Consider the following 20,542-nt stretch of genomic DNA (forward strand, 5'->3'; position numbering starts at 1 on the left):
TAAATAGAAATTCATCTATTATATGTATGTGCTGTTGATTTAAAAAAATTTTATTTTAAATTCTACTAATCATATATACTTACTATAAAACATGAAAAATTCTACTAAAAATATACTTACAATTTTATTCTTTTTAACCTTCTCTATTTCATTTGCACAAAACATTGAAGGTGTTGTTACAACAAGCGAAAATATCCCTTTAGAAGCCGTAAACGTGGTAATTAAAGGAACTACAACAAGTGCCGTTACAGATAACAGCGGTAAATTTACAATCGATTCAAAAGGAAGATTGCCATTAACACTTTTAATTCAGTATGTAGGTTATACAACATCTGAAATTGAAGTTACTTCAATCCCTGTAAATCCAATTCAGGTTTTGCTTAAAGAAGAAAACGAACTTATTGAAGTTGTGGTTTCTTCAAGAAGAAGAATTGAAAAAGTTCAGGATGTGCCAATTGCAATTTCTGTTATTACAGGAAAACAGGCAGAACAAACCGGAGCTTTTAACGTAAACCGTATTAAGGAATTAGTTCCTTCGGTTCAGCTTTATTCTTCAAATCCAAGAAATACTGGAATCAACATTAGAAGTTTAGGTTCTCCATTCGGATTAACAAATGACGGTATCGATCCGGGAGTTGGATTTTATGTTGACGGTGTTTATTACGCTCGTCCGGCTGCAACAACTCTTGACTTTATCGACGTAGAACAAATCGAGGTTTTACGTGGTCCGCAAGGTTCTTTATTCGGAAAAAATACAACTTCCGGAGCATTCAATATTACAACTCGTAAACCAAGTTTTACTTCAGGCGCTGACTTTGAAGTGAGCTACGGAAATTATTCTTTCCTGCAGGCAAAAGCTTCTGTTACGGGTGCTTTAGGAAGCAAAGTAGCAGGTAGATTATCTTTCTCAGGTACATCACGTGATGGTTTAGTTGATAATGTTGCAACCGGAAGATCTACCAATACATTAAACAATCAAGGTATTAGAGGTCAATTACTTTGGACTCCAACTGTAAATACTAACGTTATATTTGCTGCTGATATTACAACACAGCGTCCTGATGGATATGCACAAGTTGTTGCTGGTGTTGCTCCAACTCAAAGAGCTGCTTACCGTCAGTTTGATGCTATTATTAAAGATTTAAATTATCAGCTTCCTAGCCAAAATGCATTTGATCGTAGAATTGATCAGGATACACCGTGGCGTTCAAATCAGGATATGGGAGGTTTATCTTTAAATGTTGATACAAAAATTGGAGGCGGAACTCTTACTTCTACAACTGCATGGCGTTTTTGGAACTGGGATCCATCAAATGACAGGGATTTTACAGGATTACAAGTATTGGCTAAATCTCAAAACCCAACAAGACAAACTCAAATTACACAAGAGGTTCGTTACGCAGGGCAGTTAACATCAAAAATTAGCGGTGTTGCCGGAGTATTCTTTATCGATCAAACATCTCAAACTGATGGAACTGAAGAATCTGGAAACGCACAATGGAGATTCTCTCAAAGTACTACAAGCGCATTATGGAAAACTCCGGGTCTTTTTGAAGGATACGGAATTAAAACTGATGCAAGAATCAGAGCTTCGAGTGCTGCGGTATTTGGACAAATTGACTGGGCAATTACAGATTGGTTACACGTTTTACCAGGTTTAAGATATAACTTTGATAAAAAAGACGCGCACTACGCTCGTACAACATACGGAGGTTTACAAACTACTGATCCGGCATTGTTAGCTTTGAAAAAATTAGTTTATTCTGATCAGGCATTTGATTCAAGTACTGATAATACTGACTTTTCTGGAAACATAACGGTTACTTTTAAAGCAAATGACAGAATCAATGCTTACGGAACTTTTGCAAAAAGCTACAAACCGGTTGGTGTAAACGTTGCGGGACTTCCAACAGATTCTAAAGGTGCTCCTTTATTAGATCTTGCGGTTATTAGACCTGAAAAAGTATATCATTATGAAGTTGGGGTAAAAACTTCTCCTTTCAAAAATTCAATCTTCAATATTGCTGCGTTTAAAACAGACATTAAAGATTTTCAAACTAACGTCCAGGCTGCTGAATTGGGTGTAAACCGTGGTTATCTTGCTAATGCAGATAAAGTACGTGTACAAGGTGTTGAATTAGATGCAAGTTTTGTTGTAAGTTCACATTTAACGATAAATGGTGCTGCAACTTATACAGATGCTATTTATGAAAAATTCACTAATGCACCGCTTCCGTTAGAAGAAACCGGAGCTCCGGTATCTTTCAAAGATGTTTCTGGAACTAATCTTCCGGGTGCTTCGAGATGGGCAGGATCTTTAGGCGGAGAGCTTTCTGATAGTGCAAGATTCTTTGGAAACGCAGGAAAAGTTTTCCTTGCTATTGATTCTTACGCTCGTTCTGAATTTTCTTCAAGCCCTTCGGCTTCAAAATATTTAGTTGTTCCGGGATATGCCATTTTTAATGCTCGTTTAGGTTTCCGTGCATCTCAAGGTTTATCTGTTCACTTTTGGGGACGTAACCTTTTAAACAAAGATTATTATGAGCAGTTATTGCCTGCAGGAGGTAACGCAGGACAATATGCTGGTGTATTAGGTGATCAAAGAACTTACGGAATCACATTGAAATACAACTTATAAGAATAAATAAAAATTAAAACTAAAAACTAATTAACGGGATACGGTAAAACGTATCTCGTTTTTTTTTGCAAAATGTTTCTTCAAAGCATAAATTACCTTAAACTGTTATTTTAAAAACTTACAAAGACTTTCGTTTTAGTCCCAAACAGTGAATTTAGTATTTCGTAGCAATGATTTTTCTTCTAGCTAAAAGATAATCAACAATATAAAGAGAATACTAAATGCAGAATTACTATAATTTCACAGTTTCAGCGAGTCAAATGTCATATAGTCCTTATTGGTATGTAAAATCAAATATCATTTTAAAATGCATATCGGGAATTTTAGTTTTGGCTTCCGGATTTATTTTATCACACTTAAGTGATTTCAAAATCGGATTTATTATCTCTATTTTTATAAGTGCTGTTTTAATTTTTAATGGCATTTATAAATTCATGATTAAAAATAAAAAAACATTTATTTTTGATAAAACCGAAAACGCTTTGTACAAAATTACGCTGCGGGGTAAAAAGAAAGTGATTTCACTTAACAATGTAATAGATATTGTCACAAAATCCGGAGCAATGAGTTATCATTATGTTCTTACTTCTAAGGACAGTACTAAAATTAAAAAGATCAAATTAACAGCCCGCATCAAAAACGAAAATAAATCCAATCCCGAAGTACGTTTTTTAGAAATGGAAATCATACCGCAGCTGGAATCTTTTTTAAACTTAAATAGTAAAGTTATCGTTTTCGACTCCAAATATTGTTCTACAATTTAGATTTAGATTTTAGATTTTAGATTTAGGATTTTTTCTATTCTATGTTCCTTTGAACCTTTGTCTCTTTGAGCCTCTGAACCTCAAAAAAACCTACTCTCTCTGTCTTCTCTTTCCTCCTTTTTCAGAACCTGTAAAGTTTCCTATTTTATAAGCCAGGGAAAACATAACGTAACGTCTTAAAACAGTATTTTCTTCATCGCGAATTGCGGTTGCAGAAATGGTTCGTGTAGCACTTAAATTTTGATTTAAAACATCATACACTTTTACTTTTGCATATAGTTTTTTATCAAAGAATCCGTATGATAAACTGGTGTTCCATAGGTAGAAATCTTTTTTGAAATCGCCGGAAATATTCGAATTATAAGTATATCCAAAATCATTTCCGAAGATTAAATTTTCCGGCCAGTACGTTGTCGTCTGTAAATTGATTCGGTGAACCACATTTGAGGTTGCATCTCTTGAATAATTTTCATATTTCGACTGATTGTATGATAAATTATAAGATGGCGCAATAGTCAATATTTCTCCATAATCGTATGACATATAAACTTTTGGAGTAATCGAAGTTGATTTTGCATTGTATAAAACAGCATTTGTAAATCCTTTGTCAAAAGAATACCCTGCGTTTAATCCTAAACCGTATCGTAAAGTATGTGCTCCGCTTTTTACCGACTGATTCCAATTTGCACCAATAGAGGCATTGTAAACGCCGGAAATATTTACATACGTTGTATTTCTTTTTCCGCTTTCGTCATAAATAGAAGTCGACACGATATCATTATCATAATAATCTCCTTTTAAATATAAACTGTAACCGGAACGTGAACGGAAATCGTAATTTTTGAAATTAAAATTTACACTACTTTTTTCAACCGGATGCAAATTAGGATTTCCAACAATTGTATTTAGCGGATTGTTAAGGTTTACAACAGGCATTAACTGCGTTGCAGACGGCAATGCGTTTGAATAATCATATTTAAGTGATAAATTTTTAGAACGCGTAAACTTGTATCTAAATATGGCTGTCGCAAATGGCAATGCATATTTTTTATTTAAATCTGTCGCATTATTTAAATATAACGAATGATTATCAAAATTTACGATTGAAGTTCGGCTGTCAAGATTTAATGTAAACTTGTTTTTTTGCAGCGTAATTCCAACTTTTGGCGTAACTGAATTTTGTACAGAACTTGTATAATTACTTAAAGACAAATTCAAGTCACTATATTCTTGTGTATCAGGATTGAAATTAAAAGTCTTTTCATCATTTACGCTAGTATTCCAATCAAAATCAGATCCAAATCTTACTCTTAAAGAATCGGTTATGGGTTCTGTATACTCGATATCTGCAGAATAAGCATCACTGCTGTTTTTCTTTTTTGTAGTCTGATTTCTTTCATCATTTGGCTGATTGTCCTGATAGAAAATTGTTTCAGAAAGATTCAAACCATTAGAATCCGTACTTGTATTATTATTAGTAAATACAAAACTTAGATTTCGGGATTTCTTTTCAAAAGTTTTATTAAAGTTGATTGTGTTGCCAAAATTAAAATTATCACTTTCAGAATATGATTTAGAATTGCTTTCGTTTAATGCATTTCCGTTTTCATCTTCAGAAGAACTTGATGAAGTCGAATTGCTGTTTGTGCGCGATTGATTCAGCTTAGGCGCCACCACAATACGCATACTTGGATTAATTTTATATTCTAATTCAAAATTGACATTATTCCCGGTACTTTCGTTTCTTGTTTTAGACTCGGCTTCTGTAATAATATTTCCGGTTGGCAAAAAACTAAGCTGGTTTGATTTGCTGTCGTTATTATTAATGGTATTCGAAAAGTTATAGCTTCCCATTGCCAGCAGATTTTTCGTCCAGTCATCAGAATAATTAAGTCCCACTAAATTTGACTGTGTAATTCCCTTCCCGCTTCCGCCAGAACTTGTACTTCCACCTCTTCCGCTGCTGTTTCTCCCGCCCGACATATTATCAAAAACATCATCCATAGAAAATCCGGTTGCGTTGATATTATTGGAAGAAGCCAGCAAGCTTATTTTTTGTTTATTATTAAAATAATTCAGGTTTACATTGGCTTCATAACGATCATCTGTGCCGTAACCGCCCATTATTTTCCCGAAATATCCTTTGTTTTTCTTTTCATCAATAGTAATATTAATACTCGAAAAATCTGAAGTAGATTCTTGTTTTGCCAGTTCTTCTTTCTTGGTTTTAAAATCAGAAACCTGAATCTTTTTTATAATATCTGCAGGTAAATTTTTAATCGCAATGGCTCCGTCTTTATCAAAAAAGGTCTTTCCGTTTACTAAAACCTGATTGACCTCTCGCCCATTAACGGTAATTTTTCCATCATTATCGACATCAAATCCGGGCAATTGCTTTAGTAAAGTTTCGACATTAGAATCCGGACGGACTTTATAAGACGCCGCATTAAATTCTAAAGTATCTTTTTTGATTGTTATGGGCGCTGCTTCTGTTTTAATAACAACATCATTTAAGGCGTTTACATTTTCAAGCATGTATATTTTACCGAAATCTTTGCTTTCTGTAAGTCCTTTATATTCTTCAAAATAGGTTTGATATCCCATATAACTTACCTTCAAAAATACAGGTTTATCATATTTTTTGATATCCATTCTAAAAGCACCGTTTTTATCTGTGGTGGCATATTCAATAACAGTAGAATCTTTAATTGTGGTGAAATAAACAGTTGCCATTTCAAGCGGCAATTGGGTATTAACATCTAAAATTGCCCCTCTAATAGTAATATCATTCTGCGAATGGGCTGTAAAGACAAAAAGGAAGAAAAACGAAAGAAATGAATAAATCTTAGTCATAAAAAATTTGGTTAGTTAGATGATTAGACTACATAAAAGCAAAAAGGTTTAATTGTAGTTTTTACATTTATTCAAATAGTATGCCATTTTAGCTTCTATTAAGGTAACAAAAAATATATCAAAAGCTTTATACAAATAAATAAATTATTGATTTTCAATATTTTAAACCCTTCAAAAAAGGGTAAAACTGCCCTTTTAAAAACAGTATTAAGCCTTACTTCTATTTCATCAAAATACAAAAACTTTGCGACAACAATAAAGGAGAATTCAGAAAATCCTAAAACAGAGTATGACAGAAAAGTCGAAAACTGATAAGAGTAGGCAACTTAAAACCAATTACCATGAGAAATATTTTTAAAGGCTCCTTAAGAGGATATGTATGTGAAGATTGTCTTGAAGCCGTATCTGAAGTAGAAATTTTAATTTATCACCCATACAGAAATGCTAATTCTACTGCAAATGCGGCCTCAAATGTAAAAGAAACATTTCGTTTTGTTTCAAAAGAAGAAGCAAAACAAAGAGCAGAATTACTTGTGTATAAAGCAAAAACAGATGCAGAAGGTAATTTTCAAATTGAAGTTAGTGAAAACCATCTTGATGCAAGCTTCGATATTGATTTTGTGTGCGGGACTGTGCCGCCAAAACATCCAAAACCAAAAAGAGATGAAATAGTACAGCTGCATATTACAACTTTCTCAATGCGTTTAGAGCTTGAAAAACAGGCCAAAGATGAAAAACACAGATGGGAATATGCAATTGCTTATAAATGGTGGTGCTATATTCGCGGACATTTTTTTGATGCGTGGGTTATCTGCGGACATTTAATGAACTGTCAGACTAATAAACCAATTGCTAATGCAAAAGTTACGGCAATGGATGCTGATTTTTTTACCGATGATAATTTAGGAACAGCAACAACAGATTCAAACGGGCATTTTAGAATTGATTATACTTCGGCCGATTTTAAAAAGACATTTTTATCGCCTTGGATTAACATAGAAACAGATCCTAGTTTTCTTTCCTTCCAGAGCGGGCCAGATGTTTATTTTAAAGCGGAATTAGGCGGTACAAAATTAGTTGACGAAACCAAAGCTGATGCACGCAAAAATGTTGGTTTTTGCTTATGTGTCAATTTATGTTCTGATGTGAATGTCGTAGATCCAAATGATCCTAATTTCCCAAGTGCGTGGACAGGAATTGGAGCTGCTTTTAGTTCGTCTTACGGTTCAAGCTCTTATGATTTTGATGCTGATGGTTTTGCCGGATCTGGTAAAAACGTTTTATACTCTGTTATACGATTAACGGGACAAGCTGCACTGAGATCAGGTTCAGGAAACCCAATCGAATATCGTTTTAGAGTGAGCGATACAACGGCACCAAATAATACGGTTAGTTTACCAGAATCTAATTTTACCAAAATTGTTGGAGTAACTCCTGGATTATTTACTTCAAGCATAGTTTCTAAACTAACCCGTAAAGTTTTCTCTTTTATTCTTAACGATATTTTTGTTTGGAGCGACCAAAGTGATTTTGATGCCGAAGGCTGGTTTGATGTCAATCATGCTATTGAAAGAACTTTAATTGCCGTGGGATTAACTCCTGCCGATTTAGCACTTTATAATATTATTGAAGAAGATACGCTGATTTCGCTAAATACTACAGCACTTACAACAGCTCCGAGTATTCCGGCAAACAGCATTAATGCCGGACAAAATATTCCTGCGGGAAGTAAAATTCCGTTAGAAAAATTTGCTATCAGATTTGAAATCAGAGAAGTGATCGACAAGCCTTCTAATAATTTTGGTGTTATTGGCGGAAACGGAAAAACATTGAATTCTGTCGTGATGAATAATAATCCTATATATAGAAAATTATCTATTAAGGAATTAGACGAAAGCAGTCTTTGCAGCCCAATAAGCGGAACAATTCATGGGCGATATACTGTTTATCATCCGTATTTAGCAGGCTGCAGTCTGCATTTAAACAACAATAGTCATACGGTTGAAAGAGACATTCTGGATGGAGTAATCAATACACTTCCGGCAGTTGATGAAAGAACCAACAATAGTTCGCAGCTGAACAATCCTCCTGCAGACATGACGCGTTGTACGTATACATTAAAACTGTTTTCGTCAACCAGAAAACATAATGGTGATTATGGCGATTCTGATGGCGGAACACCATTGGAACAATTATTCTTTTATGATGTTTAAAATCATTTTGTAAATCAAAAAAGCAGTATTTCGAATTGAAATACTGCTTTTTTATTATGGCAAAGATTTTTGAAAATCTATTTCTCTCTGATATAAATATCGATTGGAACTCCTGAAAAATCCCAGTTATCACGAATTTTATTTTCCAGATATCTTTTGTATGGTTCCTTAACGTATTGCGGCATATTGGCAAAAAACACAAATTGAGGTGTTTGCGTTGGCAATTGCATGCAATATTTAATCTTTACATATTTTCCTTTTGTCGCCGGCGGCGGATAAGCTTCAATTACTTTCAACATATATTCGTTGAATTTTGAAGTTGCAATTCTTTGTTTTCTGCTTTCAAAAACCTGAACTGTAGCTTCTAAAGCTTTCAATAAACGTTGTTTTGTTAAAGCCGAAACGAATAAAATTGGCACATCAGTAAAAGGCATTAATTCTTTACGAATTTTCTCTTCGTAATCGCGGCTTGACATGGTATCTTTTTCAACTAAATCCCATTTGTTTACTAAGATTACAACACCTTTACGGTTTTTCTCTGCCAGCCAAAAAATACTTTGATCCTGTCCTTCAAAACCACGAGTTGCGTCGATTACTAATATACAAACGTCAGCATGCTCAATTGCTCTTACAGAACGCATTACAGAGTAAAACTCTAAATCTTCCTTAACTTTTGCTTTACGACGAATTCCCGCAGTATCAACCAAGTTAAATTCGAAACCAAAACGGTCAAATTTTGTATCAATTGCATCACGTGTTGTTCCTGCAATATCAGTTACAATATAACGATCCTGACCAATTAAGGCATTGATAAAACTAGATTTTCCAGCATTAGGACGTCCTACAACTGCAAAACGGGGTAATTCTTCTGTAACCTCAACAGGTTCTTTTTCTGGAAAAGCATCAATTAAAGCATCTAATAAATCTCCTGTTCCGCTTCCTGAAATACTTGCGAAAGTAAAATAATCTCCTAAACCAAGATTATAAAACTCAATCGCATCTTTTTCACGCATTGCGTTATCTACTTTGTTTACAGCCAATAAAACTGGTTTTGTTACTTTACGAAGCAACTTTGCAACTGTTTCATCCATTGGTGTAATACCTTCTTCTACATCAACAACAAAAATAATAACATCGGCTTCGTCGATAGCAAGTTCTACTTGTTTACGGATTTCACCTTCAAATACGTCATCAGATCCGCGAACGTATCCACCCGTATCAATCACAGAAAACTCTTTTCCGTTCCACTCGCTTTTACCATAGTTTCTATCACGGGTAACCCCAGATACTGAATCTACAATAGCTTCTCTTCTTTGTATCAGCCTATTAAAAAGGGTTGATTTCCCTACATTAGGTCTTCCTACTATCGCAACAATGTTATTCATTTTTTTGAATTTTAGATTTTGGATTTTAGATTTTAGATTTTCAGCTTCCTAAAAACCTAACCATCTGTAATCCAAAATGCTTTATTTTAATTTTTTGCAAAGGTAGTTAAAAAAAGCTCCTAAGCTAATAAGTTTCTAAGTACCTAAGTTTTTATTGTTTTTCTTAATATTTTTTGAAGCTGTTTCCTGCTATCCGTTTCAATCTTTTGTTCCGCTAAAGAAGCGTCACAAAAGGATTTCCACTTCTATCAGGGCTAGGGCTTTACGGTTTCAGAAAAAGTTTATTACAAATTATTTTTCTTTTCTTAACCAGCCTAACAGCCTTTCATTTTCTATTTTGTAGTTTCCTTTTTGAAATTCTAAAGTAATTGTTTCTCTCGAATCACTAAAAGGCCCGGGATTTTGTTGAATAATTTCAACTTCATTTTCAGAAACGCTAGAAATTATGGCAACATGCCCAAATCTATTTAATAATGATCCTGAAAAAATTACCAAATCTCCAACTTCAGGTTTCTTTTTACTTGGATTTGTATATTGAATTAAATTTCTCTTTGAATTCAGATCACCATCTTTAACTTTCGAATCATAAAAATCTTTTGCATGACCATAAGCATCGGGCATTTTATGATTGTAATATTCGTAATAATATCGTTTTACAAATTCAACACATTGATATTTAAGCCCTAAATTGTAATTATCTTTTGTAACATTTCTTCCGGAAACATGATCTACACCGCCATTATAATAGACTTTCACCCCATTCAAACTATCCAGAGATTGTCCTGTTTTATAATCTGAATTTAGGTTTATTTTCTTGATAGCTTTTAATCCTGCATAACCTAAAGCTAAGACTGAAATAATGATGAGAACGGTCTTTTTAACTTTCATTTATTTTCTTATAAAATCAAAGTTCTTATTAATTTTGTTAGCGTGAGGGATAGAAGTGGAAATCCTTTTGTGAAATGAAATGGAACAAAAGATTGCAACGGATAGCCCGACCCCGGAGGGACACGACCAAACTAGATTATTGATTATAACCAAATCGTTTCAGCATATTCGCATTACTTCTCCAGTCTTTGTTCACTTTTACGTAAAGTTCGATGTGAATTTGTTTTCCGAAGAATTTCTCTAAATCGGCACGGGCCTCGGTTCCAACTTTCTTTAGTGCTGCACCTTTATGTCCGATGATGATTCCTTTTTGTGTATCGCGTTCGACCATAATTACAGAACGGATTCTGATAATTTTCTCGTCTTCATGAAATTCCTCTGTTACAATTTCTACGGCATACGGAATCTCTTTACTGTAATTCAATAAGATTTTTTCACGAATTGTTTCGTTTACAAAGAAACGTTCCGGTTTATCTGTTAATTGATCTTTTGGATAATAAGGTGGAGATTCTGGAAGTAATTCGATAATTCGTCCAAAAACTTCCGGAACATTAAAGTTCTGCAAAGCCGAGATTGGGAAAATTTCAGCGTTTGGCAGTTTCTCTTTCCAAAAACCAACCTGTTCTTCTAATTGTTCCTGATTTGAATTGTCGATTTTATTCAGCAATAGTAAAACGGGAATTTTAGCATAAAAGATTTTATTGAAGAAATCTTCGTCTTTTAAGTTCTGCTCCCCTATTTCGACCATGTAAATTAAAACATCAGCATCTTCAAAAGCCGATTTCACGAAGTTCATCATCGACTCCTGCATTTCATAAGCCGGTTTTATAATTCCGGGAGTATCTGAAAGTACCATTTGAAAATCTTCGCCATTTACGATTCCCAAGATTCTATGACGTGTTGTTTGTGCTTTTGATGTTATGATGGATAATCTTTCTCCAACAAAGGCATTCATTAGTGTCGATTTTCCAACATTTGGATTCCCGATTATGTTTACAAAACCTGCTTTATGTGACATTTGCGTATTATTTATTTTGCAAAGGTAGTCATATCAAGTTAATACAGAAAATAAAACATTTTTTAAAATTTTCGTTGGAATTCTCAAAAATCGACGTATCTTTGCACCCGAAACATCGCGGGATAGAGCAGTAGGCAGCTCGTCGGGCTCATAACCCGAAGGTCACAGGTTCGAGTCCTGTTCCCGCTACTAAGACAAAAGCTTCAGAGAAATCTGGAGCTTTTTTGTTTTAGAGTACTTTCGTTTACAATAATTTTTTTGTGAATTTACATTTTGGATATGATTTGCATCCCAAAAATCTTCCGAATTCTCCTTTTCGTTCTACTAAATTGTTACCGCATCTTGGACATTTCTTCTCATGAATTGTTTTCTCTCGATTGTCAATTCTCTTTTTAATAGAATTAATGTGATCTTGTTTCTTAAAAGAATCAATTAAATTAGAAGCATTAATTTTTTCAAAAATCTTTTCCTTATCGTCTTCTGAGAGATTTACAGCAGAGTACTTTTTAATTGTACTTAAAAGGCGATGCATATTAATAACATCTATGTTGGTATCTATTTTTATTTCGGCTTTTGTCGAGAAAACAATAATAGATATGTATTCGAAATCGCCGTATTCCTTTAGACAGGTTTTTAAGGCTCGTATATGTCCTGCATTTTGAAAAATAGGATTATAAAACTTCGTTTTGTATTTATATATTACTTGAGTCCAATATTCCGAGTTTTCATATCCCAAAATCCATCCTTTATAATTTTTTGTTTCAATAACAAATATTCCAAAACTAGAGATTACTACATGATCTATTTGAGTTGTAAATTCTCCTTTTTTTAAAATAACATTATTGATGATTTTATAATCTGACTTATTTAAAAAATGTAATATTGAAGAAACCGTTTTCTCTCCAATTATTCCTTTAATTTTTGCCTTATAAAAACCAAAACTAAAAGCTATTAAAAAAATTACAATTAGCAAAATTAACTCCATAAAGTCCTAGTCTCAATTAAGTTACACTTAATATAAAATTAAAGGAATATTATTAACTAACAATTAATCGGCTAAATATTTGAATGCTTCGCGCTACTAAGTAAAAAGCTTCAGAGAAATCTGGAAGTTTTGTAAGTTTGATAAAAAATAAAAAACCACATTTTCAAACGAATGAAAATGTGGTTTTAACTTATATGCTTATTAATTTACTTAATTATTATTTTTCTAACAAGAGTAGATCCTTCACTTTCTAAATACACATAATAAATTCCTTTTGGGAATCCTGATAAATTGATGCTATTAGTGTTTGAACCATTAGTAAATTTCGTAGTTGTCACCAACTTTCCTAATACATCGTACACGCTTGCTTTTTCTAACACAATGTTATCAATGTGTAATTCTCCTTTGGTAGGATTAGGGTAAACGGCGAGTTTTTCAAAAACCAGATCTTCGATCCCTAAAGTACAAGCTGTTTTCGAATAAATTGCTGTTGCATCTTTAGCTGTTGACCAATTGGCATTAGCATAAGCAACATCATCTACCTGAATACAGGATTGTGAAGCATTCGTTTTGAAATTAACGTTGACCAGTTTGCTATTGTTTCCATTATTTAAATTCAAAGAAGTCAATTTATTATTGGAACAATTTACATCTGTAAGCAGCGTATTCTTAGAAAGGTCTAAACTTACTATTAAATTGTTAGAACAACTCAATTTAGTCAACAATACATTTTTAGAAACATCTAAGACCGTTAGTTGATTAGCAGCGCTGGTTTTGGCATTGATTTTTTTACTAGTTGTTACGATACCATCACAATACAATTCTGTAAGCTGGGTGTTTTTAGAAACATCTAAAGTCGATAGTAGATTTTTTGAACAATCTAAATATTTCAGTGCCAAGTTAGAAGACACATTTATTGAAGTCAATAAATTTCCTTGACATTTTAAGGTTTCTAGTTTTGAAAAATATTCGATTCCTGACAAACTGGTAATATTAGAATTGGATACATCTAAACTAGTTATATTTGTTATACTCGCCAGCAAAACAGAACCGTTTTTGCCATCTGTATCAACTCCTAAAGCGATTAATTGGTCTTCAAACGCGCTACTAACTGCAACAGCACCAGAACAATTATCAGAATAACTTGCCGTAGCATCTTTCTTTGCAGCCCAATTGGCATTAGAATAAGCAACATTATCTACCTGAATACAACTTAAATTAGGATTGTTTGTAAAGTTATTACCGCTCATTTTAACATTATTTCCGTTCTTTAAATTTAAACTTGTCAATAAGTTATAACTACAATTTAAGTATGTCAAAGCTTTATTATTGGAAACATTTAAATTAATTAATTGATTTTGAGCACAACTTAAAATATCTAAAGCAGTATTGTTGGAAACATCTAAATTCGCTAATTGGTTTGTATCACATCTCAAATCTAGTAAAGTAAGATTCTTAGAAACATCCAAATTAGTTAATGAATTTGAATAACAATAAAAAGCTGACAAAACTGTATTCTTAGAAACATCCAAATTAGATAATAAATTTGAACTACAATCCAAATATCTTAAATCAGTATTTTTAGAAACATCCAAATTTGTTAGTTGACTATTATAAAAAGATATAGCTCGTAAAGCTGTATTGTTAGAAACATCTAAAGCTGTTAATTGATTTTTTCCACAAAATAAAGATTCTAGAGCAACATTCTTAGAAACATCTAAAGCCGTTAATTGATTTTCGGAACAATATAATTCTTCCAGTACATTATTTTTAGAAACATCTAAACTCGTTAATTGATTCTCAAAACATTTTAAAATCTTTAAAGCCGCAAAGTCTTGAATTCCGGTTAAATCAGTAATTTTACTATATGTGACATCCAAAGAAGTCAATGACGAAATACTCGCTGTTGACACTTTTCCGTTTGTACCATCGGTATCAATACCAAGAGCGATTAGTTTCTTTTCAAAATTCGCATCAGGAATAAGCGTGTATTGAACAACAGCTGAGCAATCTGTACTAAATCCTGCAACAGGATCTTTTGAACTAGCCCAGTTAGCAGCAGAATAAGCAACATTATCTACTTGAATACAAGTTAAATCAGGGTTGTTTTTAAAGTTTCTGATGCTTAAATAAGTATTAGTTCCAGTCTTTAAATTTAAACTGGTTAATTGATTTGAACTACAGTTTAAAGAATTTACAAGCTTATTCTTAGAAAGATCTAATGCCGTTAACTGATTACCGCTGCAATTCAATGTATTTAACTCCGTAAAATCCTGAATACCAGTTAAATTAATAATAGAACTATTAGAAATATCCAAAGAAGTTAATCTGTTTATTTTATAAGTTGGCACTTGTCCATCAACCGTTCCGGTATCAATTCCTAAAGAGATTAACTTTTTTTCAAAATTCACATCAGGAATAAGGGTGGAAGCTAGGCAGTCTTTACTATAACTTGCCGTAGCGTCTTTATATGACTTCCAACTGTTACTAGAATAATAATCATTATCTACCTGAATACAACTTAAATTAGGGTTGTTTGTAAAATTGTAGGAACTAACATTAGTATTGTTTCCATTTTTCAAATTTAAACTCGTTAATTGATTTGAACTACAGTCTATATATCTTAAAGCAGTATTCTTAGAAACATCTAAAGCCTTTAATTGATTCTCATAACAATGTAAATATATTAGAGCAGTATTCTTAGAAACATCTAAAGTTGTTAATTTATTAGAATAACAATATAAATAGGTTAGAGCAACATTCTTAGAAACATCTAAAGTTGTTAATTTATTAGAATTGCAACTTAAATTTGTTAAAGCAATATTCTTAGAAAAATCTAAAGCCGTTAATTGATTATTGCTGCAATCTAATTGCTGTAAAGCCGCAAAATCTTGAATTCCTGTTAAATTAGTAATAGAACTACCGGAAATATTTAAAGTCGTTACTCCGGAAATCTTAGATGTTGGAACTTTTCCGTCAGGAGTTCCAAAATCATAACCAAGTTGAATTAACTTTTTTTCGAAATTAACATCAGGAATAAGAGTGTATTGAACAACAATTGAGCAATCTAAACTATAACTTGCCTGAGGATCTTTGGCTGAAGCCCAATTTGCATTAGCATAAGCCACATTATCTACCTGAATGCAACTTAAATTATTAGCATTAAAGGAACTATTTGTCGATAATTTAGAATTATTTCCATTTTTCAAATTCAGTCCCGTTAATTCATTGTCAGAACAATCTAAGTATGTTAAAGCCGGATTCTTAGAAACATCTAAAGCCTTTAATTGATTCTCATAACAATGTAAAATTGTTAAAGCCGGATTCTTAGAAACATCTAAAGTTGTTAATAGATTATGATAACAACGTAACTCTGTTAAAGCAGTATTCTTAGAAACGTCTATAGTCGTTAAGTAATTGTCTCCAAAACTCAAGTATGTTAAAGCAGTATTCTTAGAAACATCTAAAGAAGTTAATTGATTGGTATCACAAAGCAAAGATTTCAAAGCAGTAAAATCCTGAATTCCGGTTAAATCGGTAATGAGACTTACTCCCCTAACATTCAAAGTAGTCCGGGTGTTTATATTTGAAGTCAAAACTTTACCATCCGGTACGCCGGAATCAATTCCCTGACGGATTAGTTCTGCTTCAAAATACAAATCGGGGATCAGGGTGTATTGGGCAAAGGAAGATACGCTAGCCAAAAATAGTATAAAGAGTAGCTTTAGTTTCATAGGCAAAATTTTTGTTAAATTAATGCATCAAATGTATAGAATATTAACTAATATCTTACGTAAACTGTTAAAGAAATAAAAAGAGAGGAAATAAGTTCCTCTCTTCTTAAAAAATATAAATATTGAAGATAGTATATCATTATACAATCAACAAAGTAAGAGCATTAGTTTAAGTTTTTTGTTTGAAAATTTAACTGCCTTTGTATGGGGTAGCTTAATCTCTTAAATTTTCCATGTCTTACAATCAATATTTTTTTGCAAATTAATTATTAATCTGCGAAGCAACATCCTCCACCCTCTAGAGGATAATTTGGAGGACATGGTCCAGTTTTTAAAATGGCCAGTCCGCTTGCAATCCCTTTAACGCAAATTTCTGTTATTCCACCATTTACCGCTTTTAGCTCATCTTTAGATAATTCTTGAGCTCCGTTTAATTTTAAAATTTTTTTTAACATAATCTAAGGTTTTAAAAATTTAGTTAATACCCCAATCATTTAAAGACACTTGGGATTTTTGTCTATCCTCGCGCAAGAATTTTTTCTATATTTTATAAATTGAACTAAATCTCTTCTCAAATGCTTCTTCTTCTGAAAAATCATTTAGAAAATATTTTAATTCAGTTATGGTTATTTCTTAGGGGAAACTTACATTGTACGAATATATCTTATCTAAATATTGATTTTTTACGGACTTACCTCATTTTGCAGCTTTTGTTCAATTATTTAAATCAAAATACCTTCTAAGAATACATTCTTTTCAAATGAATAAAATATTACAGATTTGGTTATAATATCTGACAAAAGAAATATTTACGGGATATTTTTTTATCTTTGAAACTCAGGATTTTTAATCTGAAACGGCTTTGTCTTTGAGCCTTTAGAAAAATTGACACTCATTATGGAACAGAAAATACATCAGGGAAGAAACGTAAAACGTTTCAGAGAAATGCTTAACATAAAACAGGAAGGATTAGCTTATGATTTGGGCGAAGAATGGAACCAAAAGAAAATTTCTTTACTGGAGCAGAAAGATGTAATTGAAGAAAATCTGTTGAAACAAATCTCTGCAGTTTTGAAAATTCCAGTTGAAGCTTTTCAGAATTTTGATGAAGAACAGGCGATTAATATTATTTCAAATACATTTGATAATGGAGCCTATTTGAATGCAGGACATAGTCCAACATTTAATGTAAATCCAATAGAAAAATGGATCGAAGCTTTAGAGGAAATTAAACGTTTAAATTCGGAACTTTTAAAAACCAAAGATGAACATATTAAGGTTTTAGAGAAATTATTAAACGATAAATAAACTTTACAAAAAGATATTAATTCAAGTGAAATTTGAGTTTAGTATCACACATATAATAAATAAAAAAAGCTTCAGATTTCTCTGAAGCTTTTTGTTTTAAGAACGTGGTTTTGACAAATTTCTGTCATACATAATAATAGTTCCTGCCACGGCTACGTTTAGACTTTTTTCTGATTTAAATTTCACCAAATGATGACATTTATCCATTGCTTTTTTAGACAATCCATGATCTTCTGCCCCTAATAAATAAACACATCTTCTTGGATGTTCAAAAGTTTCTAAATCAGAAGATTTTTCTGCTAATTCTACACCAACCAATCTGGCACCTTTAGGTAAATTTTCAAAGAAAGCCTCAAAAGTTTCATAATGAAAATAAGGGATTGCTTTTACTGCATCATGAGTATCACATGCTTGTTTTGCATATCGATTACCAATGGTAAATATAAAAGTAGCACCCATATTTTGAGCTGATCGCCATAAAACTCCCAAATTTTCAGGTGTTTTACCATTTTGAATTCCTATGCCAAAGTATTCATTTATAAAGTTATCATTCATAATGGCAAAAGTACAAACTTTAAATATTTCCAGAAACGAGATTATTACCAAATCGTTATTCTGTCTTTCTCTGCCAAAAACATTTTATCTCCAGGTTTTACATTAAATGCGTTGTAAAAAGGTGTAGTATTCATTAGAGGGCCATTAACGCGCCAATTTGGCGGCGAATGTGGGTTATTGTTAATCCACAAACGCAGAAATTCGTCTTTCATTTTTACTCTCCATATTTTAGCTATAGAAATAAAAAAGCGTTGGTCTGGAGTAAAACCATCAATTTTTGTGTTTCCTTTTCCTTGTTCGGTCATTTTAAAAGCATCATAAGCAACTGCTATTCCGGCAATATCTGCCGTGTTTTCTCCAACTGTCATTGCTCCATTAATATGTAAATCTCCTAAAACAGTATAGGTATTGTACAAATTAATAACCTGTTGTATTCTTGACTTAAACTGTGCATAATCCTCTTTTGTCCACCAGTTTTTCAGGTTTCCATTTTTATCATATTGAGCACCCTGATCATCAAAAGTATGCGTTATTTCATGACCTATAACCATTCCAATTCCTCCATAATTAAGTGCGTCATCTGCATTATTATCAAAATATGGGGCTTGTAAAATACCTGCAGGAAAAACAATTTCATTTGCAGTAGGATTATTATAAGCTGTAACTGTTGGGGTTGTAGTATACCATTCTGATTTATCGACTGGTTTACCCAATTTTGCCAATTGAAATTGATATGCGGCTTTAGAAGCCGAAACCATATTCTCAAAATAGGTATCTCTGCCTATTTGTACATTACTATAATCTCTCCATTTATCTGGATATCCTATTTTTTTAGTAATGGCAAACAATTTTTCTTTAGCCTTTTGTTTTGTAATAGGGCTCATCCATTCTAATTTATCAATTCTTTTGGCATAGGCTTTTTGCAAATTATTCACGAGAACCAACATTCGTTTTTTGGCATCTTCAGAAAAATATTTCTTCACATACAATTCACCAAGCGCTTCGCCTAAATAATTATCAATGACATTAGCCATTTTTTCACCGCGTGATTTTTGAACAGCCTGACCAGAAAGCACTTTGGTGTACTCAAATAAAGCATCTACAAAAGGTTTGCTTAAATCATCTGCATATCGTTCCAGAGAATTTGCTTTCAGATAAATTTTCCAATTATCAATGGGAATGGTTTTTAAAAGTTTATTTAGGACATCATAATAAGCAGGCTGGCCAACATTAATAGAATCGGTTTTAGCACCTAAATTATTTAAAAAAGCAGTCCAGTTTATGTTGGGATGTTTTTTTACAAGATCTGCCACAGCCATTTTATTATAATTTGCCTGCACATCTCTAAGTTCAACTTTTGTTTTATGCGAAACTGCAAGTTTTTTATCAATATCATAAACTAAATCAGCATTCTTTTTAGCTTCTTGTGCATTGCCTCCTGTTTGTTGAAATAAGGCTGTAAGATATTTTTTGTATGATTCCTGTATGGCAACAGTTGATGAATCTGACTTGAAATAGTAATCCCTGTCTGGCAATCCGATGCCCGTTTGATAAAGTTGAGCAATGTTCATTTTACTGTTTTTATCATCGGGTGTGACTGTAAAACCTATAATAGAAGAATTGCCCACTTTTACTTCATTAACTACAAAGTTCATTAATGACGGCAAATCGTTAATTGCTTCAATTTTAGACAACAAAGGTTTAATTGGCTTATAACCGCGTTTATCAATAGTTACAGTATCCATACCAGATGCATAAAAATCTCCCACCTTTTGTGCTATACTTCCTGTTGCATTTTTGCTTTTCGAAACACTATCCAGTATTCCCTGCAGGCGCATTCGTTGTGGAAAATTCATAAACATGTAAGCACCAACTCCTGCTTGAGATGCTGGTATTGATACAGAATCATACCATTTGCCATTTACATATTTAAAAAAGTCATTACCAGGCCGCAATGTAGAATCTATTCCGGTGATAGCAACATTTTTCTTTTCTTGATGTTTTGAACACGCTGTAAAAGCTAAGATTGCAATAAAGAGCATTAATGTTTTTTTCATAATCTAGATGATTTCTATTAAAATGAACTGAAAAAGTTTGAAGGCAACTATTTTAATTTTAGAAGAACAATATACGAATTCAGTTTTTAATTCTAAAGTTTTTGTTAGAATGGTTCCTGCAATAAAAAAGCTCCAGATTTCTCT

At 32.7% G+C, this 20,542-nt stretch carries 13 protein-coding genes and 1 tRNA gene; 5 read left to right on the forward strand and 9 right to left on the reverse strand.

The window, feature by feature from the left end:
• Window positions 1-91: 91 nt before the first annotated feature.
• Window positions 92-2,638: a TonB-dependent receptor gene (locus FLAPXU55_RS14430; protein ID WP_053470542.1), complete on the forward strand. Its 2,547-nt coding sequence runs from the start codon at window positions 92-94 to the stop codon at window positions 2,636-2,638.
• Window positions 2,639-2,859: 221 nt separating this feature from the next.
• Complete coding sequence (locus tag FLAPXU55_RS14435; RefSeq protein ID WP_053470543.1) at window positions 2,860-3,402, forward strand: hypothetical protein; 543 nt, start codon at window positions 2,860-2,862, stop codon at window positions 3,400-3,402.
• A gap of 90 nt (window positions 3,403-3,492) precedes the next feature.
• Here FLAPXU55_RS14435 and FLAPXU55_RS14440 read toward each other — a convergent pair whose 3' ends face one another.
• A complete protein-coding gene (locus FLAPXU55_RS14440; RefSeq protein WP_053470546.1) occupies window positions 3,493-6,255 on the reverse strand; it encodes an outer membrane beta-barrel protein in 2,763 nt (920 codons plus the stop codon).
• Between the two features lie 341 nt (window positions 6,256-6,596).
• On the opposite strand from FLAPXU55_RS14440, the gene FLAPXU55_RS14445 reads away from it, so the two are divergent.
• Window positions 6,597-8,468 carry a transthyretin-like family protein gene (locus FLAPXU55_RS14445; RefSeq protein WP_180858578.1) on the forward strand — a complete coding sequence of 624 codons (1,872 nt, stop codon included), beginning with the start codon at window positions 6,597-6,599 and terminating at the stop codon, window positions 8,466-8,468.
• 77 nt (window positions 8,469-8,545) lie between these two features.
• Here the strand turns inward: FLAPXU55_RS14445 and der are convergent, their stop codons facing one another.
• The 3 genes from der to era form a co-directional block, all read right to left on the reverse strand.
• Entirely contained in the window at window positions 8,546-9,853 is a 1,308-nt protein-coding gene (gene der, locus FLAPXU55_RS14450) for a ribosome biogenesis GTPase Der (RefSeq protein ID WP_053470548.1), read from the reverse strand.
• 291 nt (window positions 9,854-10,144) lie between these two features.
• On the reverse strand, window positions 10,145-10,741 hold the full coding sequence (locus FLAPXU55_RS14455; RefSeq protein WP_180858586.1) for a CHAP domain-containing protein: 597 nt from the start codon (window positions 10,739-10,741) through the stop codon (window positions 10,145-10,147).
• A gap of 136 nt (window positions 10,742-10,877) precedes the next feature.
• Window positions 10,878-11,759 carry a GTPase Era gene (era, locus tag FLAPXU55_RS14460; protein WP_053470550.1) on the reverse strand — a complete coding sequence of 294 codons (882 nt, stop codon included), beginning with the start codon at window positions 11,757-11,759 and terminating at the stop codon, window positions 10,878-10,880.
• Between the two features lie 116 nt (window positions 11,760-11,875).
• Between era and FLAPXU55_RS14465 the strand changes: the two genes are divergently transcribed.
• Window positions 11,876-11,948: transfer RNA gene (locus tag FLAPXU55_RS14465), tRNA-Met, on the forward strand.
• Window positions 11,949-12,003: 55 nt separating this feature from the next.
• Here FLAPXU55_RS14465 and FLAPXU55_RS14470 read toward each other — a convergent pair.
• The 3 genes from FLAPXU55_RS14470 to FLAPXU55_RS14480 form a co-directional block, all read right to left on the reverse strand.
• Window positions 12,004-12,744: an NERD domain-containing protein gene (locus FLAPXU55_RS14470; protein ID WP_180858588.1), complete on the reverse strand. Its 741-nt coding sequence runs from the start codon at window positions 12,742-12,744 to the stop codon at window positions 12,004-12,006.
• A 206-nt stretch (window positions 12,745-12,950) separates the two neighbouring features.
• Window positions 12,951-16,478, reverse strand: coding sequence for a T9SS type A sorting domain-containing protein (locus FLAPXU55_RS14475; RefSeq protein ID WP_180858590.1), 3,528 nt, complete (start codon window positions 16,476-16,478; stop codon window positions 12,951-12,953).
• Between the two features lie 269 nt (window positions 16,479-16,747).
• On the reverse strand, window positions 16,748-16,933 hold the full coding sequence (locus FLAPXU55_RS14480; protein ID WP_053470560.1) for a class IIb bacteriocin, lactobin A/cerein 7B family: 186 nt from the start codon (window positions 16,931-16,933) through the stop codon (window positions 16,748-16,750).
• A gap of 442 nt (window positions 16,934-17,375) precedes the next feature.
• Here FLAPXU55_RS14480 and FLAPXU55_RS14485 point away from each other — a divergent pair, with 442 nt between their 5' ends.
• Window positions 17,376-17,786: a helix-turn-helix domain-containing protein gene (locus FLAPXU55_RS14485; protein WP_180858592.1), complete on the forward strand. Its 411-nt coding sequence runs from the start codon at window positions 17,376-17,378 to the stop codon at window positions 17,784-17,786.
• Window positions 17,787-17,882: 96 nt separating this feature from the next.
• On the opposite strand, the gene FLAPXU55_RS14490 is transcribed toward FLAPXU55_RS14485, so the two are convergent.
• Both FLAPXU55_RS14490 and FLAPXU55_RS14495 read right to left on the reverse strand, forming a co-directional pair.
• Window positions 17,883-18,341 carry an RNA methyltransferase gene (locus tag FLAPXU55_RS14490; protein ID WP_053470562.1) on the reverse strand — a complete coding sequence of 153 codons (459 nt, stop codon included), beginning with the start codon at window positions 18,339-18,341 and terminating at the stop codon, window positions 17,883-17,885.
• 44 nt (window positions 18,342-18,385) lie between these two features.
• On the reverse strand, window positions 18,386-20,398 hold the full coding sequence (locus FLAPXU55_RS14495; protein WP_180858594.1) for a M13 family metallopeptidase: 2,013 nt from the start codon (window positions 20,396-20,398) through the stop codon (window positions 18,386-18,388).
• Between the last annotated feature and the right edge of the window lie 144 nt (window positions 20,399-20,542).

The organism is Flavobacterium panici (genome assembly GCF_903819335.1).
Taxonomy (GTDB): Bacteria; Bacteroidota; Bacteroidia; order Flavobacteriales; family Flavobacteriaceae; genus Flavobacterium; species Flavobacterium panici.